This is a genomic window from Pseudomyxococcus flavus (genome assembly GCF_050038885.1).
GTDB classification, from domain to species: domain Bacteria; phylum Myxococcota; class Myxococcia; order Myxococcales; family Myxococcaceae; genus Myxococcus; species Myxococcus flavus.
This window is the reverse complement of the sequence record NZ_CP143624.1, coordinates 2,961,875-2,986,343: the sequence shown is the minus strand read 5'-3', so window position 1 is coordinate 2,986,343 and position 24,469 is coordinate 2,961,875. Positions and strand designations below refer to the sequence as shown.

Genomic DNA, 24,469 nt, shown 5'->3' with positions numbered 1-24,469 from the left:
GGGAGCGCGTCACAGCGCGCCGGCGAACTTCGCGGCGATGGGCGCGGCGACCCGCCCGCCCACGCCGCCGCCTTCGACCAGGACCGCGAAGCCGATGCCCTTGCGGAAACCGATGAACCACGCGTGCGTCGGGAGTGGCGGGACGGTGCCGAACTCGGCCGTGCCCGTCTTGCCGCCGAGCCCGGGGACCTGCCTGGCGGCCTTCGCCGAGCCCTCCGTCACGACCGCGCGCATCAGCGCGGCGAGGGGCTTCCGGGTGCCGTCGGAGAGCGGGCTGCTCGGGCCGTCCTCCAGCCCCTCCACGAGGAAGGGCGCCCGCCACTCGCCGGACTCCGCCGCGGCGGCGACCGAGGCCATGTGCAGGGGCGTGGCCAGGACGCGCCCCTGGCCGATGGCGGCGGCGGCGAGCTCGATGGCATCGGCCGGTGCCGGGAACGACGCCCCCGGAGACGACAGTCCGGGGAAGTAGGGCACATCGAAGCCGAAGCGGCGCGCCGCCGCGGCGAGCGCGTCACTCCCGAGCTGCGTCGCCAGCGTCACGAACGCGGTGTTGCACGAATGGGCGAAGACCTGCCGCAGCGTGGTGTCGCCCAGGGACTCGCCCTCGAAGTTTCGGAAGGGCTTGGTGCGCACCATCGTCACGGGAGGGCACGCGACGGGCGAGTCCGCCCGCATCCCCCGCGCGAGCAGCGCCTCCGTGGTGACGACCTTGAAGGTCGACCCCGGCGGATAGCGTCCGGTGAGCGCCCGGTGCAGCGGCTGCGAGAGCGGCCGGCTGGCGATGGCGAGGATGGCGCCCGTCCTGCTGTCCACGGCGACCAGGGCCGCGGGCTGTGTTACCCCGTCGAGCGCGGCCTCCGCGGCGGCCTGGACCTCTCGGCGCAGCGTGGTGGACAGCGGGGCCCCCGGCTCTCCATCGAAGCGGAAGAGGACGTGGGTGTCGCCCGAGGGACGCGTGAGCAGGACCTCGCCGGAGGGGCTCCCCGCGAGCTGGACCTCATACGCGCGCTCCAGGCCGGACAGGCCCACGAAGTCCCCGGGCAGGTAGGTGAGCCCCAGCTGCGGGAGCAGCTCGGCCGTCACCTCGCCGACGCGGCCCAGGGTGTGCGCCGCGAGGCCATCGACGGGAGCCCGCGCGCTCTTGCGGCGGAAGAAGATGCCGGGCACGGGGGCCAGCGCGGGGCGAACCTGTTGGTAGCGCGCTGGCGGGAGGTCGATGATGGGGACGAAGCGCCCGGGCGTCGGGCCGGCCGAGCTCAGCGCCGCGTCCAGCTGCGCCGGGAGCACGCCAAGCTGCGCCTGGAGCGCCGAGGCCACGTCCGCGCGATTCCGGATGCGGGTGGGGTCGACGCCAATGGTGATGACCTCGCCCTGCACGGTGAGCGGGGCACCGCGCGCGTCGAGGATGTCCGCCCGCTCCGGTGCCGTCCGGCTGCGGGAGAACCGGTCTCCCTCGCGGGCCTCGGGGTGAATCGCCGCCGAGGTCCACTGGACGCGCCACTGGCCTTGCTGGCGAACGAAGCGCAGCGCTCCGTCCATCACCCACTCACCGAGCCCTCGCAACTGGTGCACCGCGCGGTACGTGGCCACCGCCGCATCACCGTCGCGCTGGATGTCGCCGAGCTCGAAGTGAGAGGAGACGATGCGCAGGCCGTCGCGGAACTGCTGGTGCTGTGCGTCGAAATGCGCGGGCGGCTGGAGCACGGCGCGCCGCATGGCGGCGAGGTCCCCCGCGGCCCAGGCCTCCAGGTAGGCCGCGGCCTCTGCCTCCGGGCCCGGGCTGACCGCGGGCTGCACCTGCACCTGCTTGGAGGAACAGGCCGCCAGGAGCACGGCCGTCAACGCAAGGACTCCGACCTTCCACGCTCGCCAGGACACGGGCGGGACTCTGTTGCGCACGCGCGCCGATGGGGCAAGAAAACCGCCGCTGAGAACACTCCGCGTACCGCCACGGTGTGGCTGTCAACGGACGCTGGGCCCGTGGACGACACCCGAGGGGCGCGGGCGGAGCGGGCGCCCCAGGAGATTCCACCCGGGGAGGACCGTGCCTGCTACGGTGGCGCGAGTTCGCGTGTCCTCCCGCGCGACGGCGTGGCCACCTGCCGGGAGCGTGGCGCGAAGCAGGGATGTGCAGGTCAGTCGCGGTGTCGATGGAGTGAGCCCCATGACGGAAGCAGCCCTGGAGGACCTGGCGCGGCAGGCGCTGGAGCGCTGTCGTGCCGCGGGCGTGCGGCTGGCGCTGGTGGAGGCCTGCACGGGAGGGCTCCTCTGCGAGAAGCTGACCGCGGTGTCGGGGGCCTCCGCGGTGGTGGAGCGCGGCTTCATTCCCTATTCCTATGAGTCCAAGGTGGAGCAGCTCGGGGTGCCGCTGCCCCTGCTCCAGGCGCATGGCTCCGTCAGCGCGGAGGCGGTGGAGGCCATGGCCCAGGGCGCCCTGGTACGTTCCACGGCGGACTGGGTGGTGGCGGAGACCGGCATCGCCGGGCCGGGGGGAGGTACCCCGCACAAGCCGGTGGGGCTGGCCTTCCTGGCGGTGCTCCGGCGGGGCGGGCAGGCCGAGGTGGAGCGGCACGTCTTCACCGGCGACCGGGCCGAGGTCCGCCGCGCCATCGCCGGGCGCGCGCTGTCGCTGCTGATGGAGCGGTTGGCGGCGCCCTGATATCCTTCGAGCGTCCCGTCAATGGGGCGCGCGGCACCTGACGCCGTCGCAAGGGGCCACATGTCTTCCACCGATGATGGCACCAGGCCCGAGAAGGGCGTTCGCAGCGAGCACCGGCAGCCCATCACCGGGGCGCGTGTCGGCAGGCTGATGGGCGTCAATCCCGACGGGCTGGCCCTGGTGGACTTCGTTGGAAACACCACCGCCATGCCTGTGCCGGCGCGCAGCTTCGTCGCGCTCGAACCCGAGCAGCTCCGCCTCGCGGTGGAGGAGCGCCGGGAGGTGGTCCTGCTCTTCGAGGACGGAGAGCCGTCCCGGCCGCTGCTGGTGGCCATGGCCCAGGCTCCGAGCGCCCCATCCCTCCTGGAACAGCTGCTGGAGGCGGCGGGGCGTCCCGAGGCGCGCCCTGGCGACGTGGAGGCGCCGCCGTCCGAGCCGAAGGCGAAGGACACCCCGAAGGAGGACCGGTTGGTGCTCGGCGCCGAGAAGGAAATCGTGTTGCGTGTCGGCGAGGCCAGCATCACGCTGCGGCGGGACGGCACCATCGTTCTTCGCGGGGTTCGAGTGGAGAGTCGCGCCTCGGGGCTCCAGCTCATCCGCGGTGGTAAGATTGAGTTGAACTGAGTTCCACGGGGGCACGCATGGCCACGTCGAATCATCTCTCCGGAATGGGCAAGCAGAAGGCCCGGCTCAGGCGTTCGCGTGACTACCGGGAGAAGGGCCACCAGCACATCAAGGGCAACGGGGGCCGGAACAAGGTCTACGCGGACCTCGAGACCATCCAGGGGGTGCTCCAGGCGCGAGGCACCCGTGTGCGCGGGGACAAGCGGGTCAAGGCTGGCAGCCTGACGCATGCGCGCCGGTACACCTTCGTCTATGGCCAGAACTTCAAGATTGGCCAATCCCCGTACATCAACCAGGCACACCATCTGCTTCCGGAGGAGGCCTTCTCCGATAAGTACTTCACCAGTGACCAGATGCGGATGCTTCAGGGTGTGGACTACAACATCAACAATGGGGAGAACATCATCTTCCTCCCCGCCGTGTCGCGCGACTCGGAGTTCCACCGCTTGCCCCACCACTCGGGGAGTCATCCGGCCTATTCAGAACTGGTGAAGGCCGATATGATCGTCGTCCGCGACTCGCTGGATTCCGCGTTGGCGAAGGACAAGAAGCACAAGGAGTGGAGTCCACCAGAAGACGTCAAGGCCTTGCTGATGCGCCTCCAGTCGGATTACTGGAACTGGGTGTCTGCGGCAGGCCCCATCAACATCAACTTGTTCACCAAGCCAGCTTCGAAGAAGCGGGGCATGGTGAAGAAGCGCTGAAGTGGAGTGGATTGCCGTGAACTACTATCCCTGGGTGGACGACGACGAGGACGAGTCCTTCGCGTGGCTGGATGCTTCCCGCAAGGAAGAACTGGATGGGCGCGGTTACCTCCTCTCGGAGGGCGTCCGCTGTGAGGATTGGTTCCCGAAGGGCTTGGTCTTCGACTTGTCGAACGAGCGGGGCAGCACGCTGACGGACAGCATCCCGAACGCGTTCGCAATGCGGGTGGTCTCCGAAAAGCTCAAGGGCATCCTGGAGCAGGAGACGCCAGCAGGCTCCATCGAATACCTGCCCATTCGTCTGCGGACGCCCCGCAAGAAAGTCCTGACCACGCCGTATTACATCGCCAACGTGCTGGGGACGGTCGCGTGCATGGACGCGAAGAAGTCCGACTTCAGCATGAACGCCATCCTGAAGAATCAGGTGATGCGTTTCCGGCGGCTGGTCCTCAATGAGAAGAAGATCCCCAAGGACGTGAAGATCTTCCGGCTCGCGGAGCAGACCCGGCTCATCCTGGTCCGTGAGGACCTGGGCCAGCGAATCGTGGACGAGGACTGCAACGGCATGCTGTTCCAGGAGTTGGAGGACTTTGGCTCCGAGTTCCGCGGGCGAGCCTGAGTGCGTCGTGCACTCACCTTGAGCAAGCCCGCTCCGAAGCAGCGGGGCATCGCGAAGAAGCGCTGAAGTGGAGCGGATTGCCGTGAGCTACTACCCCTGGGTGGACGACGACGAGGATGAGTCCTTCGCGTGGCTGGACTCTTCCCGCAAGGAAGAGCTGGATGAACGCGAGTACCTTCTCTCGGAAGGCGTCCGCTGTGAGGACTGGTTCCCGAAGGGCCTGGTCTTCGACTTGTCGAAGGAGGGAGGCAGCACGCTGACGGACAGCATCCCGAACGCGTTCGGAATGCTGGTGGTTTCCGAAAAGCTTAAGAGCATCCTGGAGCAGGAGACTCCGGCGGATTCCATCGAATACCTACCGATTCGCCTGCGGACGCCTCGCAAGAAGGTGCTCACCACGCCGTATTACATCGCCAACGTGCTGGGGACGGTCGCGTGCATGGATGCGAAGAAGTCAGACTTCCGCATGAGCGCCATCCTGAAGAATCAGGTGATGCGTTTCCGGCGGCTGGTCCTCAATGAGAAGAAGATCCCCAAGGACGTGAAGATCTTCCGGCTCGCGGAGCAGACCCGGCTCATCCTGGTCCGTGAGGACCTGGGCCAGCGAATCGTGGACGAGGACTGCAACGGCATGCTGTTCCAGGAGTTGGAGGACTTTGGCTCCGAGTTCCGTGGGCGGGCCTGAGCCGTGCACTCGCCTTGACCAAGCCAGCTCCGAAGCAGCGGGGCGCGGCGAAGAAGCGCTGAAGTGGAGCGGATTGCCGTGAGCTACTACCCCTGGGTGGACGACGACGAGGACGAGTTCTTCGCGTGGCTGGACTCATCCCGCAAGGAAGAGCTGGATGGGCGCGGTTACCTCCTCTCGGAGGGCGTCCGCTGTGAGGACTGGTTCCCGAAGGGCCTGGTCTTCGATTTGTCGAAGGAGGGAGGTAGCACGCTGACGGACAACATCCCGAACACGTTCGGAATGCTGGTGGTCTCCGAGAAGCTCAAGAGCATCCTGGAGCAGGAGACTCCGGCGGATTCCATCGAATACCTGCCCATTCGCCTGCGGACCCCTCGCAAGAAAGTCCTGACCACGCCGTATTACATCGCCAACGTGCTGGGGTCGGTCGCGTGCATGGATGCGAAGAAGTCCGACTTCGATATGAACGCCATCCTGAAGAATCAGGTGCTGTATTTCCGGCGGCTGGTCCTCAATGAGAAGAAGATCCCCAAGGACGTGAAGATCTTCCGGCTCGCGGAGCAGACCAGTCTCATCCTGGTTCGTGAAGACCTGGGCCGGCGAATCGTGGACGAGGACTGCAACGGCGTGCTGTTCCAGGAGTTGGAGGACTTTGGCTCCGAGTTCCGCGGGCGGGCCTGAGTCGTGCAATCACCTTGAGGCTGGAACCGCCAGTGGGAGCGCGCCGATGCTGAAGATGGACCTCATTCGCGAGAATGCGTTTTGGGCGGTTGAGGAACTGGAGGCGGGGCTGAAGCAGCCGCTCACGGTGCTCCAGCGAGAGACACTGCTGACGCGGCTCTCCACCTACTTGCGCATCGCCGCCATCAGCTCCTTGCTGGCGGATGCGGACACGTCCGCCTTCAAGCGGTGTCTGCGTCAGTCCGCCACCGCCCGCAGGGATTTGCTGGCCGGAGCCTACTCGCGTTCGGACGCGTCTCCAGGGCGGTTTGTGTGTGCCAGCCACGTGGAGCCGCTGTTCGATGCGCTCGCCGCTGGCGAGGCCGGTCTGGCGCAGGAAATCGCCCGGTATTCGCCCCGCCAATGGTCGGAGAAGGACGAGTTCGAGGATGACTTCCGTTACGCGGACTTCCTCCACGAGCTCCTGCTTGCGGGAACCCAGGGGCTCTCTGTTGGGGCCGAGCGTGCCCTCGCCGCCTTCCAGCAGTGCTCCGCCGACAGTGGTTCCACGCGGCTCGCCGTGTGCGAAGCCCTCGCTTCAGCGGACCAGGAGGCGTTCGACCTGGCGCTGGAAGAGTTGCTGGTCGAACGGGCGCGAGAGTTCAAGGACGCGGGCGTGCCGTCCCACCCAGAGCGCTTCCACACGGAGCGCCACATCTTCGTCGAGGGGCTGGCCCTGCTCCGGTTGGCGGAGGGCCGTCAGCTGCGGACCCATCCCGAGTACAAGATGCTTCCGCGGCTCGCGCGCTGAAGCCTGTCTCAGCGTGCGGAGGGCGGGCGCAGGTGGAAGGCCGCCCTCTCCCCATTCCATCCCCAGAGCCAGGTCAGGACGCCGGACGTGGGCACGTAGCCCCTCGTGAACCCGCGCGCCGCCATGCAGACCGCGAAGGCACCGGTCGCGGCGCCCAGCCCTCCCCACACATCCGCGGGGTACCAGGTGACAGCCTCCTTCAGGGGCGCGCTGTTCAGCCGTATCTGCGCGTAGCCCCAGTCCTGGGCCCGGGGCACGGTTCCGTCGAGGTCCGCGATGACGAGCCCCGTCGTCTGGCCACGGTCCTCGAGGCTCCCAAGCACCTCCGCGATGACGGATGACAAGGCCATGCCGACGTGCGGCTTGCCGGCGAACAGGTGTCCGGGTTCGGAGGACGCGGCCATCGCGTCGATGTAGGCGACAGCCGGCGTGCCCCGGCGAGAGGCCGCGTCCGCGGACTCCAGGAGCACGAAGGCCGCGCCCTCGCCAGGCATCAGCCCGGTGGGCCGCTCGCGCGTCTTCAGCATCCGGAGCGCGTCCAGTGCGTCCAGCCACTCGGGTTCAACGATGCTGTCGATGCCTCCCACGATGCACCGGTCCAGCGCACCGGACCTCAGCGCGCGTTCCGCGGCGCGGAGGGCCGTGACGAAGCCGGGGGAGTCTCCGAAGAAGACCGCCTGCTGGGTGACGCTCCCTGGCACGGCGGCCTGCGCCAGCAGCCGGGGCAGCAGTGTCTGGGCATAGCGTTCACGAAGCGTCTCGGCGAGCAGCGGCGTCTCGTCGAGCTCGGCGGATGTATCGGCGTCCTCTGCCTCGCCGTCGGACTCCGTCGCTTCGCTGGCGGCAGCTCGCGCCTGGCGCTCCGCGGCCTCGAGGAGGAAGCCGCTGGGAAGGTTGAGGAAGATGCCCGTGCGCGGCCCCGGCTGCATGCCCGAGTGGTGCTGGAGGTCCGCCAGGGCAATTGCCCCCAGCCGTACCAGGCGCCCCACGCCCGAGTACCCTTGGGTGAGATGCGGGATGGCATGCCCCGTCACGGGAAGCTCCTCACCCGAGTCCTCGTCCACGAAGGTGAAGTCCTCGAGCGCGCCGGGCCGGCCCACACCCACGCGAGCGGCCGCGCAGCTCCCCACCACGCCATCGCCAAGCGACGACACCATCCCAAGGCCCGTGATGGCGAGCGCACCCGGTGGGGGCGGGCGTTGCCAGACCACGCGCTGGAAGAGCGCGTCTGCTTGCACGGGGGACTCGTCGGTCAGGACGGCCGGGAGCGAGAAGGCGCGGAATGGCCCCAGCGGCAATCGCCCGTGCAAGCTCGCCTTCGCTGCCTGGAGTGTCTTCCATTGCCTCGGACCCCAATCGCGGACGCGAAGCTGGAAGGCGCCCTGGCTCCGGATGGCCAGCTCGAGCGCCAGCGCTGCGCGTCTGCGCATGGGGCCCGTCATCAGGGCGTCGAGGAGCGCTTCGGCTCCGAAAGGTTTCCCGCCGAGGTAGCGGACCTGGGGCGAGAAATCCTTCTGGGCCTGTTGCCACCAGTGAGCCACGGCTTCCGGAGCAGGCACGGGGAGGTCGTGCTCGGGGCTCAGGGGCGGCGCGTCCTCGTCGGACGCATCGGGGGACCTGGGCTCCGCCTCCGACACGAAAGGTCCGGTGAGGACGAGGCCGGTGATGGCGCAAAAGGCCTCCGCCGCCACCTGCGCGACCGACTCGTCCTTCATGGCCTCCAGGAGGGGGCCCACAGCGGCGACGCGCCCGCTGAGCCCCAGCGCCCAGAGCGCCTCTTTTCGCAGCGCTGGCTCCTCGAGGGCCTTCAGGAGCAGGTCCAAATCTTGAGGGTCACCCCCCATCGCGAGGAGCGCCGCGGGAGGTCCCCATCCTGCATCCTTGCGACGGACGGCATCGACACAACGGGCCCATGCGGAGGCGTGGCCCAGGCGCAAGGCTGTCTCCAGCGCCGTGTTGCGGACCTCCACGTCGCTGGACTCCAGGGCACGTTGCAGCGCGGCGCGTTCCAGCCGGGAAGGGAAGCGCCGTGCAGCGCGCAGCCCTGCCTGAGCCAGGGCGGTGTCCCTCGAGGTGATAGCTTCGTCCAGGCTCCGGGAGGGCGCCGTCCCCCATGCCGTCAGGATGTCGAGCACCCGTGCCTGCACGGTGGGGGTGCCCTGGTCGAACAAGGCGAGGAGCTGGGGAACAGCGCGAGGGCTCGGGTGGAGCTCCAGCGCCCATGCGGCTCCTTGGCTCGAAGGATTGGCGCCACCTTCGTCCGCCAGCGTGGAGAGCACGGCGTCGAGGTGCTCCTGCCCGGGTTGCGACATGAGGACGCTGGCGGCACAGGCCACCTGCTCCGGCTCGTCCGAGGACAGCGCCGGCAGCAACAACTCCCGGGTGACCCGGGGACCTCCCAGCAGCAACGCGTCCAGGCACGCGAGCAGTCGTTGCTCAGGTCCTGCTTGGAGCTCCTGCAAGGAGTAGTCAGGTGCGAGGAGTCCTTGCTCACGCAGCATCCAGAAGAAGGATGCGTCCGCGAGGAAGTCTCTGGCCATGTCCATCCGAATGGATGCGTCGGGTCGCTCGGATGCCGGGAGGCTGCTGGGAGGAAGTGACATCGCGGCGGGTGGCTAGATGTCGTCTTCGCAGACAAGGCACTTGGGCTTGCCTTCATCGCCACCCATGGCGATGACGGGCCCCTGCATGACGGGGAACGGCGGCGTGTTCTTGTCGTTGTGCAACATCAGGTCGAAGGCGCGCGCCACGTTCTTTCCTTCGAACTTCACGTCGAAGGAGAAGTTGACGAACTCCGCCTTGCCCTTCGTCTTGCCGGAGGCCACGCCGCCGCCCGCGGTTCCGGCCTCGTCTCCCGTGCTCATCTTGAAGTTGGAGTCCTTCACGCAGACCGGGTTGCCGGCCACGGAGACCTTCTTCGTGCCCTTGTCGGCGTCGGAGGACTGGGCCACGTTGGGGTAGGGGATGGGCACGGGCCCCGCCGGGCTGGGCGTCTTGCAGACGTCGGGGAAGGCGACGGTGACGCCGCCGCTGTCCTTGGTCACCACGGTCATCTTGTTCACGCCAGTGTTGACGGGCATGGCTCCCACCTCCAAGGCGACAGATTACCCCGCCGGGCCCGCGCCATGCGAGCCACCTGGCTCCGAGCGCCGGTTCCAGGAGACGAAGCGGAGGTCAGCGCTGCCGTTCAACTCGGCTTGGGCGGTGGGACACCCTCCGCGGTGATCTTCAGGCCGCGTACATCGTGCAGGCCTTCATCCAGGGAGACATGGCCACGCCAGAGAAGGGTGACGCGCTCCTCATCGGTGTCGAGCGTGACGGTGTCCAGGTGCATCGAGGGCGTGGCGTCCTCGCGACCTTCGAGCGCGACGGTGACGACGGGAGGCGCTTGCCCAGGGAGGGAGAACGCGAGCCGGCCCTTCGGCGAAGCGCCCGCGATGATGACGGGTTCGTCTCCCCGCAGGTAGCCCGGGGCGACGAGGCCGGGGGCCGCGGCATTGAAGTAGCGCCGGTCGAAGTCCCTGGGGAGCAGCGGTTTGCGACCCGTGTTCCACGCTTCGTCAAACGTGCCGCCGAACCGGGCGCGCGGCTGCCAGTGCGGGGACGTGAAGCCGAAGCCCGCGGGGACGACCTTCTGGCCGAACTCGCGAAGGGGCTCGGTGGCGGGGTCCTCCAGGTTGGGCAGCTTCAACCCTTCCTCGAAGTGACGCGGGCTGGCGCGGAAGCCGGTGCCCACGGGGTTTCGCGGCTCGTACATAGGCCTGGACGCATCCGTCCGGTCCCAGCCTCCGAAGGCGCGCTCCCAGGTGAGCGGGATTGTCTCGATGGGGAGGGGCCTGGTGGGCGCGACCCGGCCCATGCTCTTGAACCACGTGCGCTCCCCCAGGACGCGCACGGCCTTCTTCAGCGGGCCCACCTGGAGGGCCACCAGGACTTCCGTGGCGCCCTTCTGGGGCGGGTAGGCATGGCCGATGAGCGCGACGTCCGTGGCCAGCTTGATGAAGGCGCTTTCGGGCTCGTACTTGTCGCTGGATTCGCCAGGCCTGCCCCAGGACTCGCCACGCCATGTCACGGGGACCTGCGTGTCCGCGAGCATCAGCCCGGTCGCCCCGATGGCATATGTGGCCTTCACGACGAGGAGCAACAGCGGACGCCCGTCCTCATCGGCAAGGCCCATCATGTCGAAGGCGAAAGGGGTCTCGTTCTCGACGGTGGGATGTCCCATGGTGTCCCCGTGTCCACTCCCGCGCGGAACGTCACCGGAGTGGGGGCGCGCAGTGTAGCAACTCCGAAGCGCCTCGTTCCGTGGCGCGTCGTCCGGCTACCACGCCCCCACGACCAGCAGCCCCACCAGCCCCGCATACAGCGGCACGTTGAGCGCCAGCGTCAGCCGGTTGATGCGGCGGAATCGCGCCTGCTCCTCGTCCGCGAACCAGATGCCGTCCTCGCCCGTGGTGCGGCCTTCCACGGCGTGGAAGAACAGCGCCGCGTAGGCGACCTCGACGACCAGGCTGACGAGCACGAGGCCCAGGACGGCCAGCGCCCACACGTCCATGGGCTCGAGCTCGCCCAGCCACCGCGCCCGGCCCCAGAACAGTCCGCCGAGCACCAGGACGATGCACGCCACGTCATGGGCCACGCCGTAGGGCGGCCGCCAGCGCTTCACCCCGTAGAGCAGGTACAGCTCCGCCGCGCCGCGCAGCCACATGAACGCCGCGAAGGCGCCCAGCACGCCGCGCGCTTCCTTGGGCACCGCGGTGTCCAGCGCCACCAGCGGGCACACGAGGAACCACAGGAACACCGCGAAGAAGAGCCACGCCAGCTTGGGCCCCGAGATGCGTCCACCGCGCGAGCCCTTGACGTTCTGGGCATGACGGAACCCACCCGCGGCCACGGCGCAGAGGACCGCCAGCAGGGCGAGCAGGACGGAGGTGTGCGAAGAGAGCATCGGGGCCGGAGGTTCGTGCGGTGGAGCGCCTGTGCCCGAGCTTTGCAGAGCCGTGCGCCAGGAATGAATGCCACGACAGGTGAGCACAGGCGGGAGGGGCTCTTGCAAGCCCCTGACCTGATTGGACAGCGCGGGCCTCGCGAGGCACGCTCCGCTCGCGCGTGGAGACGCGCTTCAGCGGGAGGCGGGCTTCCATGAGCGCTGGACCCGGGGTGAGCCCGGCTGCACAGGTGTACGTCCCGTTGCACACGGCGCCGCGCGTCGAGCGTTGGGGCTGGGTGTGGCCTCGCTGGGATGACCCGCGCCTGCCCTTCGCCTTCCTGCTGACGCTCTACGGCGTGCTCGGTTTCACGTTCTTCGGCTTCAATCGCAGCCCGTGGCAGATGGCCACCATCGTGGTGACGGGCAGCGTGCTGGACGTGGCGCTCGGCTGGGGCCTGAAGCGGCAGAAGGTCGTTCCCCTGAGCGCGTACATCTCCTGCTGCTCGCTGGCGCTGCTGCTCAACTACTCGCACTCGAGCTGGCTGCTCCTCTTCCCGGTGTGGGTCGCCATCGGCTCGAAGTACGTGCTCACCTTCCAGGGGCGCCACGTCTTCAACCCATCGATGTTCGGCGTGGCCATCTCGCTGCTCTTCACGCGTGAGCTCATCACCGCGGCGCCCGCCTACCAGTGGGCGAACGGAGAGGTGGCGCTCTCCGCCTTCATCCTCATGGCGGCGCTGGTGCTCTTCTTCTTCCGCGTGGGGCGGGGCTGGCTGGTGGTCAGCTTCCTCGGCTTCTACGCGCTCCAGACGGCGCTGCGGGCCTACGTGCTGCGGCACCACCTGCCACCGGAGGTCCTCTTCCTCGGCACGCTGGGCGCGCCGTCGTTCTTCATCTTCGTCTTCTACATGCTCACCGACCCGGCCACCTCGCCGGGCACACGGCGCGGGCAGATACTGCTGGCGCTGGCCATCACGCTGGTGGACCTGGTGCTGCACTTCAAGGAGAGCGTCTACACGTTCTTCTACGCGGCGCTCACCTGCGCCACCGCGCGCTTCCTCTTCCTGCATGCGCGCGCGGCCTGGAAGCGTGGGGGGCGCGAGTCCCTGCGCACGCTGGTGTCCTCCGGCTGGCCGAAGCGCGCCGCCGTGGTGGGCGGGCTGGGCGCCGTCATGCTCGGTGGCTACACCTGGGCCGCGGCGCCCGGTGTCCGGGCCTCGCCGCTGTCCTTCCGGCTGGAGCGCGTGGATACGCGGGCCGCGGGGCTGGGCTCCACCATGGGGAACACGCTCGAGGAGCTGGACCCGCGGCTCGGACACGTCGCGAAGTGGCTGGTCGCGGTGGGCGATGCCGTGGCCGTGGGGGACTACGACGGTGATGGGCGGCCCGACCTGTTCCTCACGCACCCGCTGGGCCGCCCCGAGGACCACGCCATCCTCTACCGCAACCTGGGCGACCTCCGCTTCGAGCGGGTGCCCGTCCCCGCGCTGGAGCGATTCGCCACGCGCTACAAGGAAGAGGGGCTGCCCGGTGGCGGCACCTTCGTGGACTGGGACGGCGATGGCGATCTGGACCTCGCGGTGGCGGTCGCCTTCGGGCCCATCCGCTTGCTGCGCAACACGCTGCGGGAGACGGGAACGGCGGGCTTCGAGGACGTGACGGAGGCCGCGGGGGTGACGGACCACGCGGTGAGCCTGGGGCTCACGTTCCTGGACTACGACCGGGACGGGCACCTGGACCTCTTCGTCCTCAACGTGATGACCACGCACCTGCCGGACTATTCGCCGCCGGTACCGCTGAACCTCTTCCGCCTGCCCCAGCCCGAGCATCCGGATGACCGCCGCATGTTCCGCTTCATGCATGACGGCTGGCACAACGCGGCCAACGGCGGCCTCAACGCGCTCTACCGGGGGCGGGGAGACGGCACCTTCGAGAAGGTGGACATCTCGGCCATGGGCATGCCGGAGACGCACTGGTCGCTGGCGGTGAGCACGGTGGACTTCAACCGCGACGGGTGGACGGACCTGTACGTGGCCAATGACTTCGGGCCGGATGACGTCTACCTCAACGAGCGCGGCACGCGCTTCCGACGCGTGCGGGGACGGCTCTTCGGAGAGATTGGCAAGGACACGTACAAGGGCATGAATGCCTCCGTCGCGGACTTCGACCGCAACGGCTGGCTGGACCTGTATGTCTCCAACGTCCACCACTCGCTCCAGGCGGAGGGCAGCCTGCTGTGGATGGTGGGGCCCGGGAAGGATGCCTTCACGCCGGAGTTCCGCGACGAGGCCACCTTCCGGGGCGCGCTCAACGAGCGACGATTCGGCTGGGGCGCGGCGGCGGGCGACCTGGACAACGACGGCTGGCCGGACCTGGTGCAGGCCAATGGCATGGTGGATGACCGGCTGGACGCGGCGCGGTGGCGCATCCCCGACGGGCAGCGGAAGGACTACTGGTACGTCAATCACAAGCTGATGCAGTCCGGACCGGAGGTCCACACGTACGCGGACAAGTGGGGCGACATCCGGGGGCGTACCATCTACCCGAATGAAGCCCGCCGCGCGTACCTCAACCTGGGCGACGCGAAGCCCGGGCACTTCGTGGACCTGGCGCGGGAGCTGGGGCTGGATGACCCGGACAACTCGCGAGGCGTGCTCCTCTCGGACCTCGACGGGGATGGCGACCTGGACGTGCTCATCACCAACCAGCACGGGCCGGTGTCGCTCTACCGCAACACACTGCGCTCGGAAGGGCGTCAGGACGCGCACTTCGTGGGGCTCACGCTGGTGGGGCAGGGCGAGCGCACGCACCGGAGCGCGGTGGGCACCCGCGTCGTCCTCTCCTACGAGGACGGTGGAAAGCGCGTGGAGCAGGTGCAGGAGGTGGGGCTGATGGGGGGCTTCTCCGCGTCGGCGGATGCCCGGCTGCACTTCGGGCTGGGGCGGTACGCGGGACCGGTGACGGCGCGGGTGCACTGGTACGGCGGCGCCGTGCAGGAGGTGGCCCTGGCGCCCGACCGGACGCATGAGCTGCGGCAGCCGCCGGACGCCGGAGCGCTGCAAGGAAGCTCGCGCCCATGATGTCGCCACTCAAGGGCTCGACGGTGCGGCGGCCCGAGCTCACGGAGGCGCAGCGCGCGCAGATGCTGGCGTTGATGCAGCTCTGCTACGCGGGCGTGTCTCCCGAGCGGTTCACCGCGGACCTGGAGGAGAAGCAGTACGTCATCCTCCTGCACACGCGGCGCGGCGGTGAGCTGGTGGGCTTCAGCACGTTGCGCGTCGCCGAGGAGTCCGTGGGCGGCCAGCAGGTGGAGGTGGTGTACTCGGGGGACACGGTCATCCACCCCGACTGGTGGGGCCACAAGGTGCTGCAGGTGTGCTTCGGGCGCTTCATGCTGGCGCGCAAGCTCCGCCACCCCACGCGTCCGCTGCACTGGCTGCTGCTGAGCGCCGGCTTCAAGACGTACCTGCTCGCGGTGAACTACTTCCCCAGGACGATGCCGCGACGGGACTGGACGCCACCGCCCGGGCGCGCGGACTTCCTGCATGCGCTGGCCGCTCGCTGGTTCGGCGCGCAATACGACCCGGCACGAGGCACCCTCCGCTTCCAGGGGACGCACTACCGCGTGCGTGACGGTGTCGCTCCCATCGACCGCGCGGCGGCCATGCACCCGGACATCGCCTTCTTCGCCGAGCGCAATCCCCGGCACGGTGAGGGGGAGGAGCTGGTGTGTCTGGTGGAGATTCGCTGGTGGGACCTCTTCCTGGCGCTGGGGCGGAGCGTGGCCGGGCAGCTCCGAGGCGGGGCCCGGCGCGGGCGGCGGCACGCCGGGGTGCGGGTGGAGACGTGAGGTCTTCCAATCTGCCCCTCGAAGGGCTGCGGGCCGTGCTCGCCCCCTCCGCGCTGCGCCTCCAGCGCGCGCTGCATCACCCCGAAGCCGCGCAGGCGGTGTGTCTGGAGCGGGTGCTCCGTTCCGTCGCGGGGAGCCGGCAGGCGGAGCGCATCCCAGGCTTCCCCCGCATCCGAAGCGCGCGAGAGTTCCAGGACGCGGTGCCGTGGGTGACGCCGGATGTGCTGGTGCCAGAGGTGGACCGCATCGCCGTGGGCGAGCCCCGGGTACTCACGCACGCGCCGGTGCTGCGCTTCGAGCTCTCCGGCGGTTCTTCCGGAGCGAGCAAGCGGGTGCCCATGACCCGAGGACTCCTGGCCGAGTTCCAGCGGGCCCTGTCGCCGATGCTCTTCGAGATTCTCCATCGGCGGCCCGCGGTGCGCGCGGGGCCCAGCTACTGGTCCATCTCTCCGCTGGCGCGGAAGCAGGAGCGCACGGCTGGAGGCATCCGCGTGGGCAGCGCGGAGGACAGCGCCTACTTCCCACGCGCCTTGCGACCGCTGCTCTCGCGAATCTTCGCGGTGCCCGGCGAGGTGGGCGCGCTGCCGGACGTGGAGACCTGCCGCTACGTGACGCTCTGGCATCTGGTCGCTTGCGAGGACCTGACGCTCATCAGCGTGTGGAATCCCAGCTTCCTCACGCTGCTCCTGGCCGCGCTGGAGCGGCACGGCGAGCGGCTGGCCGATGACCTGGAGCGGGGGCTCTGTCGGCCGCCCATGTCGGGTCCGTCGCGGGATGAGGCGGCGTTGCAGGCGGTGTTGTCCCGGATGCGCTTCTCGCCACGTCCCGAGCGAGCCGCTCTGCTGCGGGCCGTGCTGCGGAGGGACTGGTGCGCGCGCGAGCTGTGGCCTCGGCTGTCGCTGCTCAGCATGTGGACGGATGCGCAGGCGGCCCATGCGCTGCCCGCCGCGCTCCGCCGCTTTCCGGGCGTGGAGGTGCAGGGCAAGGGCCTGCTGGCCACTGAAGGCGTCGTCACCCTGCCGCTCTTCGATGCGCCCGCGCCCGTGCTCGCGGTGCGCAGCCACTTCTTCGAGTTCATCGACGCCGAGCTCCCCACCGCGCGTCCGCGCCTCGCGCACGAACTGGAGCAGGGCCGCACGTACACGGTGCTGCTGTCCACCTCGGGAGGGCTGCTGCGCTACCGGCTGGGGGACCTGGTGCGCGTCGAGGGCTTCCGCCACGCCACGCCATGTCTCCGCTTCGTCGGCAGGGCGGACGCCGTCTGCGATTTGGTCGGCGAGAAGCTCGCCGCCACGCGCGTGGGGGCCGTGCTGGAGGCCATCCTCCCGGAGCAGTTCGAGGGACGGCGCCCCGCCTTTGCGATGCTCGCGCCCGAGTGGACGCCCACGCCCGGCTATGTCCTGTACGTGGAGACGGACGCTCCCGCCACGCGGCTCGCCACCGCCGCCGAGGCCGTGGAGCGCGCCTTCTGTGAGGGACACCATTACCGCTACGCGCGCGAGCTGGGACAGCTGGGCCCGGTGCGAGCCGTGCGTGTGGAGGAGGGCGTCCGCCGTTATGAAGCCCGCTGCGTCGCGCTGGGGCAGCGCGCGGGCGACATCAAGCCGGTGGACCTGCACCGCCTGCCGGGCTGGGCCGACCACTTCTCCGGAGCCGCCGTATGAGACAGCCGCTGCACCTGCTCCCGCGCGATGCCGCGCCCGTTCCCAACGTGGACCTGGACGCCGAAGCGGACCTCTCGCGCTGTGGCGCGCTGAAGGACTACTGGTACGTCGCGTGTCTGTCGGCCGAGCTGAAGCCGGGCCAGCCCCTGGCGCGGACCCTCTTCGGCACGGGCCTGGTGCTCTTCCGGGACGCGCACGGCCAGCCCACCGCATTGAGGGACAGGTGCCTTCATCGCAACGCGCGGTTGTCCCGGGGCGCGGTGTTCGATGGGCGCATCGGCTGCCCGTATCACGGCTGGGTCTATGACGCGTCCGGCGCTGTCGTGGAGGTGCCATCGCTGGGGCCTTCGCAGCGGAGCGAGCTGCTCGATGCCGACGCCTGCGCGCGCGAGGGGCTCCAGCCCGAGCCCTGCGCCCTGGGCCGGCTGGCGCGCTTCCCCACCGTGGAGCAGGACGGCCTCGTGTTCGTCTACATGGGCGGCACCGCGCCCGCGCGAGCCGCGCCCTTCCGCGTTCCCCACTGGGGCGAGGCCAGATGGACCGTCTATTTCATGGTGACGCGCTTCCCGAACGGGGTGACGAACCTCGTCGAGAACTTCATGGACGTGCCGCACACGCTCTTCGTGCACCCGGGCTGGTTCCGGAAGCCCGCTCGCAGGCGCGTGCCGGCCACGGTGCGGCGCGCGGCGGGCAGCGTGCTGGTGACATACAAACAGGCACAGGACGCCGTCACCGGGCTGGGGCGCCTCTTCAATCCCCGGGGCCTGCCGCTGGTCCACACGGACATGTTCCAGGTGCCCAACGTCACGCGCGTGGACTACCTGTGGGGCGAGCACGGCTTCGTCATCAACTCGCAGTGCACGCCCGTAGGGCCCACGGACAGCCTCGTCTACACGGCCATCAGCTACCGCCTGCCCGTGGACGTGCCCGGAGCCCTGGTGGGGCGCGCCCTGAAGCCGCTGGTGCGCTGGTACACGCGGCAGGTCATCCAGCAGGACGTGGTCATCATGGACATCCAGCGCGAGGCCTTGCTGGATGGGCCCGGGGGCGGGGTGTACTCCGGCACGGAGGCGGACCTGCACCACGCGGACATCGAGGCCTACCGCCGGTGGCTGCGCGAGGGCGGCCAGGGCCCGGGCCCCGAGGACACCGAACGGGACATGGCCTTCTGGATTTGAGGCGGCGGGCGCTACGCGGGACGGTAGGGTAGCTCGACGATGAAGGTGGCGCCCTTGCCGGGCTCGCTCTCCACGCGCAGGGTGCCGCCATGGGCCGCGACGACCTGTCTCGCCGCCCAGAGCCCCAGCCCCAGGCCTCCGAAGGCGGTGGAGGGGACCGCGCGCTCGAAGCGCTGGAAGATGCGCTCGTGATGCTCGGGGGCGATGCCGATGCCGTAGTCCCTGACGGTGACTCGGGCGTGGTCCGGCTCGGCGTCGACGCGGACCTCGACGGGGCGGCCTCTCCCGTACTTGAAGGCATTGACGAGGAGGTTGCCCACCACCTGCTGGATTCGCAGCGGGTCCCAGACGCCGAGGATGGACGCGTCCGCCGTCAGGTGGATGCGGCAGTCCGCCTCGGCCGCCGTGGTCATGGCGCGGGCGACGGTGTCCCGGATGAGCCGTGACAGGTCGAGCTGCTCCACCATCAGGGGCACCTGTCCATCGCCGAGCCGGGAGATGTCGAGCAGGCCATCGATGTGCGTGGCGAGCCGCTCCGTGTGGCGGATGGCCTTGTCCAGCCGCTCCATCAGGCGTCCGTCGCCATCCTTCCGCGCCGCGGCCGACGGTAATGACTGCAACTGGAGCTGGAGCGCGGTGAGGGGCGTCTTCAGCTCGTGGCTGGCCAGTGCCAGGAATTCGTCCCTGCAATGGAGCGCGTCGCGCAGCGCCTGCTCGGCCTCGCGGCGCTGTTGGATTTCCGTCTCCAGTGCCTGGGCGCGTTGCTGGAGGAGGCTGACCTCGCGCAGCTGGTCCTCCGGCTCATCGAGCCGCATGTAGCTTTCCGTGGGGATGACGCGTGCGTGGGCCTTGCAGACGTCCTGGAAGGGGCGGGAATGCGCCGCCTGACCGAAGTGGCCGATGGCGTAGGTGCACAGGAGGGACATGGGGTAGAGCACGGCGAGGTCGTTCCACATCGACTCCAGCTCCACCGCGGCGTCCGGCTTCCCGTCCTGGCAGAGCACATCCACCATCTCTCCGTAGGCACGCACCTGCGCGCCAGGCCGTGCGACCGCGAGGCTGCGCTCGATCAGGGTGCCCACGACTTCCCGGAAGGCCTCCCAGTCCAGACGTCCGTCCATCATGAAGCGCGCCAGCGTCTCCCGGGCATCGAGCAACGTGAGCTGTCCGGCCGCGCAGGCTGTCGCGGTGTCCACGCCCGCGGCCATGAGCCGGGCGATGAGCTTCTGCCGGTGGGACGCCTGGACGATGATGACGAGCGGGTCCCCTCGGGCGAGCCCTCCCGTGATGAAGGCGTCGATGACGTCGATGAGGAAGTCCTCGTCCTCGTAGAACTGGACGGTGTGGGCATGCTCCCGCGGCTGACCGACGAGCGACTCGCTGGCTTGGGGCCGGTGGGGATTCCCGAGAGACGCGGCGTCGGCTGGAGGCATTGTCCTCACCATGTGCGTGGGCGCCTCATTATTTGGTCGCGCAGTTTTTACGCGGAACGACCCCCAAGGGCAGGTGAGCGCCCGGAAGGCGTCACTTGTCGGCGAAGGGCGCTTGACTCGGGTGGGCGTGAACGATGTCTGGCGCTCGGAGCCGCTCGCCCCCGACCTGGCGGCCTGGAGATGGCACAGCGTGCTGGCGCGCACGCACGAAGAGGCCAGTGCCTCCGGTCGCGTGGCGTGTCACTGCGGCAGGTGAATCCATGTGCCCGGCCGCTTCGCCGTCCAGCAGGTCCATGCCATGGGGCCCGCTGAACGGCGGGTTCCTTTACCTGACGTCGTGGTGGGCGGGGGCGCGCTGGATACGGCTCCCGGCCACCAGGAGGTCGACCGGAACGGCTTCGACCTGCTCCATCGTCGAGTGACACGCTTGGGGGATGGAGTCTCGGTCAGGACCGTCTGCCGCACGTGAGACTTCATCCTGCGTGGCGAGGACGCGCCGGACTACCCGCGCCGGCCGTGCATGGGATTCTCGCGGTTCCAGCGCTCGCGCTGCTGACGCTCGCGCTCCAGGCGAGCCTGGCGCTCACGCTCCTGACGCTCACGTTCCTGGCGCTCGCGCTCGATGCGCGCCTGCCGTTCACGTTCCTGGCGCTCACGTTCGATGCGCGCCTGCCGTTCACGCTCTTGGCGCTCACGTTCGATGCGTGCCTGCCGTTCACGCTCTTGGCGCTCGCGCTTGATGCGTGCCTGCCGTTCACGCTCTTGGCGCTCACGTTCGATGCGTGCCTGCCGTTCACGCTCTTGGCGCTCGCGCTCGATGCGTGCCTGCCGTTCCTGCTCCTGGCGCTCACGCTCCTGCCGCTCGCGCTCGATGCGTGCCTGGCGCTCACGCTCCTGCCGCTCGCGCTCGATGCGTGCCTGACGCTCACGCTCCTGGCGCTCACGTTCGATGCGCGCTTGCCGTTCCCGTTCCCGCTCCTGGCGCTCGCGCTCGATGCGTGCCTGCCGTTCCTGCTCCGCGCGCTGCCGCTCCAGCCGTTCGCGCTCGGCGCGCTGCCGTGCGGACTCGGTGCTGGTGTGATGCGCCCGGCCCTGGACGCTGGCGGGCTGCTGGATTCCGGAGGCGCCGTGCACGCTCTGCGCGAGGACCGGGCTTCCGGCGGACATCGCGATGGCCACAAGCACCCGCATCAGCTTTCCACGCATGACTGCCTCCCTGTCATGGCCGGTGCGGCCATGTTTCGTCGTCTTGCTCCTTCTGACGGGGGACTCCGGACACCATTCATCCGGCTTCATGACGCTTCATCCCGGACGCGGGGCGCACGTCCGGGCCACTGATGCGCGCCCCGCCGCGTCTCTCACGGGCAGAGCGGCCTGAAGGCACGGATGGTGCTGTTCCACGAAGGCGTCACGTGCCACATGGTGGTTGGTCGACGCACGCGGCCCACCGCGCTAGCTTGCACGCGCCATGGCGAACACCCGGCAGCGCAGCGCACCTCCGAGCTTCTCCCAGGAAGAGGCCGCGGACATCATCCGTGAGGCCACCGCCCGAGCACTCGCTGGCAAGGACCCGGATCGCGCGCTCACCCGGGAGGATCTGCTGGCGATGGCGCGGGAGATGGGTGTGAGCGAGGCCGCCGTGGAGAGCGTGCTGACCTCGCGGGCGGGACGGACCAAGGCGAGGCGGCGCATGCGCAAGGCCTACATTAGCCTTGCGTCACACGCGACGAGCTACACCATCGTCATGGGCGGGCTCACCCTCATCGACCTGGTCTCCGGGCCGAGCTGGTGGGTGCAGTACCCCGCCATTGGCTGGGGCATGGGGCTGGCCTTCCATGCCATGGGCACGCTGCTCGCGGTCTTCCATTTCGCCGAGAAGCAGCGGGAGGAGTAGCGCGCGCTAGCCGATGCGGCGCAGCCCGGGCAGGTCCTCCGGCCTCAGCGCCCAGCGCGGCACGGGAGGCAGCGAGGTCAGCGTGCCCGTCTGGGTGGCCGGGAAGCCATCCACGTGTGCACCGTCCGCGAAGTTGCTGCCCTGCTTCACCAGGCTGCCCGCGCCCACGAAGCTGCCACGCCCCAGGCGCGTCCCGTCGCAGAGGATGGCGCCCGGCTCCACCACGGTGTTCGCGCCCACGTGGCTGCCGTGCACCGTGCACCCGGGACCGATGATGACGCCGTCCTCCAACGTCAGCGCGTGGTCCGACAGCCGGTGCAGCACGGTGTTGGCCAGCACCTGCACGCCCGCGCCGATGCGCACCGGGCCGCTCGTGTCGCCCAGGATTTTGACGCCCGGCCCGATGATGCAGCCCGGCCCGATGATGACGTCTCCCGTCACCTCGGCCGACGAGAAGAGGGTGGCGGTGGGGTGCACCAGTGGGTGCTTGTCGCGAAAAGTATAGAGCTGTCCCATGGGGGCGTCCTCGGCGCGATCTCTCGCGGAGAAAGCTGTGAGTGGCTGGCCCGGAAGGTCGAGGCTTCCGCCGCGCCGCTTCCGGAGCCGTTCCAGGTCGTCTGCGGTGGTCCGACGGAGGATGCGGCCGGGCCGCCCCGCTACCACGGAGTCGTCCGGCACGACGGTGCCGACGGGGATGACGGTTCCTTCACCCAGCAGGCAGCGCGTTCCCAGGCGCGCGCCGGGCATGAGGATGGAGCCGCTTCCCACGTCGCAGAGGGCGCCGACCTCCGCGCCCAGCACGAGGCTGCGGTGGTCGAGCACCGTGCGCTCGCCCACCGAGACGGGATGCTGCGGCGTTCCGATGATGACACTGTTCTCCAGGACGGCTGAGCCCGAGCCCAGCCTCACGGCGCCTTCCTGGGAGCGCACCACCGCGCCTTGCGCGATGATGGACCCCGGACCCAGGTGGAGAGTTCCCAGCACCCGCGCGCTGCTGGAGAGGCTGAAGTGCGCTGCCCCCCCTGCTGGCACGCCGGGCGCACTTTCGTGCGGCAAGCTGATGACCATTGCTGGGGCACCCTACACCCGCAGGCCCTGAGCCCCGACGGCCCGACGGCGCAGGTAGGTTGTCCAGCGTCCAACGGTCGCTGCCTGGGGGCTTGTTCTTTCGTGCCTGCTCGCCTGCCGCGTCCATGGGCCAGGCGGGCGGCGTCAGGGGGAGGGGGGCACATCGTCCCTGGACCTCTTCGCGCCCGGCTGACAGAAGGGCGCCAACGGAGGCAGGAATGTCTGACACATCCCCGGCCGGGGCCGAACCCGTGCCGGCGGAGGCCGGAGGTCCACCCGACAGCGGGTCGCGGGGGCTCTGGGCTTCGTTGAAGGAGGCCATCCACGGGACCGAGAAGGACCTCACCCGGCTCCCGGTTCGCCACGCCATCTTCCTGCTCGCCGTGCCGATGGTGCTGGAGATGATGATGGAGTCCGTCTTCGCCGTCGTCGACGTGTTCTTCGTCGGCCGGCTGGGGGCGGACGCGGTGGCGGCGGTGGGGCTGACGGAGTCGCTGCTCACCATCATCTACGCGGCGTCCGCGGGCCTGAGCATCGGCGCCACCGCGCTCGTATCCCGCCGCATCGGCGAGGGCGACCCGGAGCGCGCGGCACGCACGGCGGTGCAGGCGTTGGGACTGGGCATCGTGCTGTCCATTCCCGTGTCGGTGGCGGGCGTGTGGTTCGCGCGGCCACTGATGGCGATGATGGGCGGCTCGCCGTGGGTGCTGGAGCATGGCGTCCTCTACACGCAGGTGATGCTGGGTGGCGTGGGGAGCGTGCTGCTGTTGTTCCTCATCAACGCCATCTTCCGGGGCGCGGGGGACGCGGCCATCGCCATGCGCGTGCTGTGGTTGGCCAACGCCATCAACATCGTCCTGGCGCCGCTGCTCATCTTCGGCGTGGGGCCGTTCCCGGAGCTGGGCGTCATGGGCGCGGCGGTGGCCACCACCTTCGGGCGCAGCTGCGGTGTGGTGTACCAGCTCTACCGGCTGGCACAGGGCTCCGGCAGGCTGCGGGTTCGCCGTGAGCACCTGCGCCTGGAGCCCGGCACGATGCTGGCCATGCTGCGGATGTCGGGCGCGGGCACGGTGCAGGCGCTGGTGGGCACCACGAGCTGGGTGGTGCTGGCGCGCATCGTCGCGACGTTCGGCAGCGCGGCGGTGGCGGGCTACACCATCGCGCTGCGAATCGTGCTGTTCGCGCTGCTGCCGTCGTGGGGGCTGAGCAACGCGGCGGCCACGCTGGTGGGACAGAGCCTGGGCGCCCGGAAGCCGGAGCGGGGCGAGCACGCCGTGTGGACGGCCGGTCGCATCAACGCCGTCTTCCTGGGCTCGCTGGGGCTGGTGTTCGTCATCGCGGCCGAGCCGGTGGTGGGCATCTTCACCCAGGACGCCGCGGTGGTGGAGCAGGCGGTGCTAGCCCTGCGCATCCTGTGCTCCAGCTTCCTGTTCTATGCTTTCGGCATGGTGCTGACACAGGCGTTCAACGGGGCCGGGGACACGGCCACGCCGACGCTCCTCAACATCTGCTGTTTCTGGGCGCTGGAGCTGCCCCTGGCCTGGGTCCTCTCCGGTCCCGTGGGCATGGGGCCTCCCGGGGCGTTCCTCTCCATCTCGGTGGCCTTCTCGGTGATGGCGATGGTGTCGGCCATCCTCTTCCGGCGCGGGCGCTGGAAGCATCGGGTCGTTTGAGGGGAGGGCGGGACGTC

Annotated in this window: 21 protein-coding genes; 13 read left to right on the top strand and 8 right to left on the bottom strand. The window is 69.5% G+C overall.

Annotated features, from left to right (window positions below; all coding sequences use genetic code 11):
* Positions 1-9 precede the first annotated feature (9 nt).
* Complete coding sequence (locus VZL07_RS12590) at positions 10-1,899, bottom strand: penicillin-binding transpeptidase domain-containing protein (protein ID WP_426755756.1); 1,890 nt, start codon at positions 1,897-1,899, stop codon at positions 10-12.
* A 265-nt stretch (positions 1,900-2,164) separates the two neighbouring features.
* Between VZL07_RS12590 and VZL07_RS12585 the strand changes: the two genes are divergently transcribed.
* From VZL07_RS12585 to VZL07_RS12555, 7 genes are all read left to right on the top strand, one after another.
* On the top strand, positions 2,165-2,659 hold the full coding sequence (locus tag VZL07_RS12585) for a CinA family protein (RefSeq protein ID WP_426755755.1): 495 nt from the start codon (positions 2,165-2,167) through the stop codon (positions 2,657-2,659).
* 60 nt (positions 2,660-2,719) lie between these two features.
* Positions 2,720-3,283, top strand: a complete 564-nt coding sequence (locus VZL07_RS12580) for a DUF6484 domain-containing protein (RefSeq protein ID WP_426755754.1) — start codon at positions 2,720-2,722, stop codon at positions 3,281-3,283.
* Between the two features lie 17 nt (positions 3,284-3,300).
* Positions 3,301-3,987 carry an AHH domain-containing protein gene (locus VZL07_RS12575; RefSeq protein ID WP_426755753.1) on the top strand — a complete coding sequence of 229 codons (687 nt, stop codon included), beginning with the start codon at positions 3,301-3,303 and terminating at the stop codon, positions 3,985-3,987.
* 16 nt (positions 3,988-4,003) lie between these two features.
* A complete protein-coding gene (locus VZL07_RS12570) occupies positions 4,004-4,606 on the top strand; it encodes an imm11 family protein (protein WP_426755752.1) in 603 nt (200 codons plus the stop codon).
* An 82-nt stretch (positions 4,607-4,688) separates the two neighbouring features.
* Positions 4,689-5,291, top strand: coding sequence for an imm11 family protein (locus VZL07_RS12565; RefSeq protein ID WP_426755751.1), 603 nt, complete (start codon positions 4,689-4,691; stop codon positions 5,289-5,291).
* Positions 5,292-5,369: 78 nt separating this feature from the next.
* The gene (locus VZL07_RS12560) at positions 5,370-5,972 is read left to right on the top strand and encodes an imm11 family protein (RefSeq protein WP_426755750.1); all 603 of its coding nucleotides are present in this window, start codon (positions 5,370-5,372) and stop codon (positions 5,970-5,972) included.
* Between the two features lie 46 nt (positions 5,973-6,018).
* The gene (locus tag VZL07_RS12555) at positions 6,019-6,762 is read left to right on the top strand and encodes a hypothetical protein (RefSeq protein WP_426755749.1); all 744 of its coding nucleotides are present in this window, start codon (positions 6,019-6,021) and stop codon (positions 6,760-6,762) included.
* 8 nt (positions 6,763-6,770) lie between these two features.
* Here the strand turns inward: VZL07_RS12555 and VZL07_RS12550 are convergent, their stop codons facing one another.
* The 4 genes from VZL07_RS12550 to VZL07_RS12535 all read right to left on the bottom strand — a co-directional run bounded on the left by VZL07_RS12550 (position 6,771) and on the right by VZL07_RS12535 (position 11,710).
* Positions 6,771-9,302, bottom strand: a complete 2,532-nt coding sequence (locus tag VZL07_RS12550) for a TIGR02270 family protein (RefSeq protein WP_426755748.1) — start codon at positions 9,300-9,302, stop codon at positions 6,771-6,773.
* 75 nt (positions 9,303-9,377) lie between these two features.
* Positions 9,378-9,842 (bottom strand): DUF4150 domain-containing protein, encoded by a 465-nt coding sequence (locus VZL07_RS12545; RefSeq protein WP_426755747.1) that lies wholly within the window; start codon positions 9,840-9,842, stop codon positions 9,378-9,380.
* 107 nt (positions 9,843-9,949) lie between these two features.
* Positions 9,950-10,987: a DUF2169 family type VI secretion system accessory protein gene (locus VZL07_RS12540; protein WP_426755746.1), complete on the bottom strand. Its 1,038-nt coding sequence runs from the start codon at positions 10,985-10,987 to the stop codon at positions 9,950-9,952.
* 96 nt (positions 10,988-11,083) lie between these two features.
* Positions 11,084-11,710 (bottom strand): hypothetical protein, encoded by a 627-nt coding sequence (locus VZL07_RS12535; protein WP_426755745.1) that lies wholly within the window; start codon positions 11,708-11,710, stop codon positions 11,084-11,086.
* A 194-nt stretch (positions 11,711-11,904) separates the two neighbouring features.
* Between VZL07_RS12535 and VZL07_RS12530 the strand changes: the two genes are divergently transcribed.
* From VZL07_RS12530 to VZL07_RS12515, 4 genes are read left to right on the top strand one after another with little or no spacing between them, the layout of a single operon-like run.
* Positions 11,905-14,772, top strand: a complete 2,868-nt coding sequence (locus VZL07_RS12530; RefSeq protein ID WP_426755744.1) for an FG-GAP-like repeat-containing protein — start codon at positions 11,905-11,907, stop codon at positions 14,770-14,772.
* Positions 14,769-15,542, top strand: a complete 774-nt coding sequence (locus VZL07_RS12525; protein ID WP_426755743.1) for a hypothetical protein — start codon at positions 14,769-14,771, stop codon at positions 15,540-15,542. The genes VZL07_RS12530 and VZL07_RS12525 overlap by 4 nt, the downstream gene beginning before the upstream one ends.
* On the top strand, positions 15,539-17,206 hold the full coding sequence (locus VZL07_RS12520) for a GH3 auxin-responsive promoter family protein (RefSeq protein WP_426755742.1): 1,668 nt from the start codon (positions 15,539-15,541) through the stop codon (positions 17,204-17,206). The genes VZL07_RS12525 and VZL07_RS12520 overlap by 4 nt, the downstream gene beginning before the upstream one ends.
* Positions 17,203-18,384 (top strand): Rieske 2Fe-2S domain-containing protein, encoded by a 1,182-nt coding sequence (locus VZL07_RS12515; RefSeq protein WP_426755741.1) that lies wholly within the window; start codon positions 17,203-17,205, stop codon positions 18,382-18,384. The genes VZL07_RS12520 and VZL07_RS12515 overlap by 4 nt, the downstream gene beginning before the upstream one ends.
* 11 nt (positions 18,385-18,395) lie before the next feature.
* On the opposite strand, the gene VZL07_RS12510 is transcribed toward VZL07_RS12515, so the two are convergent.
* Both VZL07_RS12510 and VZL07_RS12505 read right to left on the bottom strand, forming a co-directional pair.
* On the bottom strand, positions 18,396-19,817 hold the full coding sequence (locus VZL07_RS12510; protein ID WP_426755740.1) for an ATP-binding protein: 1,422 nt from the start codon (positions 19,815-19,817) through the stop codon (positions 18,396-18,398).
* A gap of 501 nt (positions 19,818-20,318) precedes the next feature.
* A complete protein-coding gene (locus VZL07_RS12505; RefSeq protein WP_426755739.1) occupies positions 20,319-21,023 on the bottom strand; it encodes a hypothetical protein in 705 nt (234 codons plus the stop codon).
* Between the two features lie 262 nt (positions 21,024-21,285).
* On the opposite strand from VZL07_RS12505, the gene VZL07_RS12500 reads away from it, so the two are divergent.
* Positions 21,286-21,711 (top strand): 2TM domain-containing protein, encoded by a 426-nt coding sequence (locus VZL07_RS12500; protein ID WP_426755738.1) that lies wholly within the window; start codon positions 21,286-21,288, stop codon positions 21,709-21,711.
* Between the two features lie 6 nt (positions 21,712-21,717).
* On the opposite strand, the gene VZL07_RS12495 is transcribed toward VZL07_RS12500, so the two are convergent.
* Positions 21,718-22,695 (bottom strand): gamma carbonic anhydrase family protein, encoded by a 978-nt coding sequence (locus VZL07_RS12495; RefSeq protein WP_426755737.1) that lies wholly within the window; start codon positions 22,693-22,695, stop codon positions 21,718-21,720.
* 302 nt (positions 22,696-22,997) lie between these two features.
* Here VZL07_RS12495 and VZL07_RS12490 point away from each other — a divergent pair, with 302 nt between their 5' ends.
* Positions 22,998-24,452 carry an MATE family efflux transporter gene (locus VZL07_RS12490; protein WP_426755736.1) on the top strand — a complete coding sequence of 485 codons (1,455 nt, stop codon included), beginning with the start codon at positions 22,998-23,000 and terminating at the stop codon, positions 24,450-24,452.
* The last annotated feature ends 17 nt before the right edge of the window (positions 24,453-24,469 follow it).

Coding starts and splice junctions, on each gene's coding strand:
- VZL07_RS12585 (WP_426755755.1), top strand. CDS start 2,165: ATGACGGAAGCAGCCCTGGAGGACCTGGCGCGGCAGGCGCTGGAGCGC.
- VZL07_RS12580 (WP_426755754.1), top strand. CDS start 2,720: ATGTCTTCCACCGATGATGGCACCAGGCCCGAGAAGGGCGTTCGCAGC.
- VZL07_RS12575 (WP_426755753.1), top strand. CDS start 3,301: ATGGCCACGTCGAATCATCTCTCCGGAATGGGCAAGCAGAAGGCCCGG.
- VZL07_RS12555 (WP_426755749.1), top strand. CDS start 6,019: ATGCTGAAGATGGACCTCATTCGCGAGAATGCGTTTTGGGCGGTTGAG.
- VZL07_RS12550 (WP_426755748.1), bottom strand. CDS start 9,302: ATGGCCAGAGACTTCCTCGCGGACGCATCCTTCTTCTGGATGCTGCGT.
- VZL07_RS12545 (WP_426755747.1), bottom strand. CDS start 9,842: ATGCCCGTCAACACTGGCGTGAACAAGATGACCGTGGTGACCAAGGAC.
- VZL07_RS12540 (WP_426755746.1), bottom strand. CDS start 10,987: ATGGGACATCCCACCGTCGAGAACGAGACCCCTTTCGCCTTCGACATG.
- VZL07_RS12535 (WP_426755745.1), bottom strand. CDS start 11,710: ATGCTCTCTTCGCACACCTCCGTCCTGCTCGCCCTGCTGGCGGTCCTC.
- VZL07_RS12530 (WP_426755744.1), top strand. CDS start 11,905: ATGAGCGCTGGACCCGGGGTGAGCCCGGCTGCACAGGTGTACGTCCCG.
- VZL07_RS12525 (WP_426755743.1), top strand. CDS start 14,769: ATGATGTCGCCACTCAAGGGCTCGACGGTGCGGCGGCCCGAGCTCACG.
- VZL07_RS12515 (WP_426755741.1), top strand. CDS start 17,203: ATGAGACAGCCGCTGCACCTGCTCCCGCGCGATGCCGCGCCCGTTCCC.
- VZL07_RS12510 (WP_426755740.1), bottom strand. CDS start 19,817: ATGCCTCCAGCCGACGCCGCGTCTCTCGGGAATCCCCACCGGCCCCAA.
- VZL07_RS12505 (WP_426755739.1), bottom strand. CDS start 21,023: ATGCGTGGAAAGCTGATGCGGGTGCTTGTGGCCATCGCGATGTCCGCC.
- VZL07_RS12500 (WP_426755738.1), top strand. CDS start 21,286: ATGGCGAACACCCGGCAGCGCAGCGCACCTCCGAGCTTCTCCCAGGAA.
- VZL07_RS12490 (WP_426755736.1), top strand. CDS start 22,998: ATGTCTGACACATCCCCGGCCGGGGCCGAACCCGTGCCGGCGGAGGCC.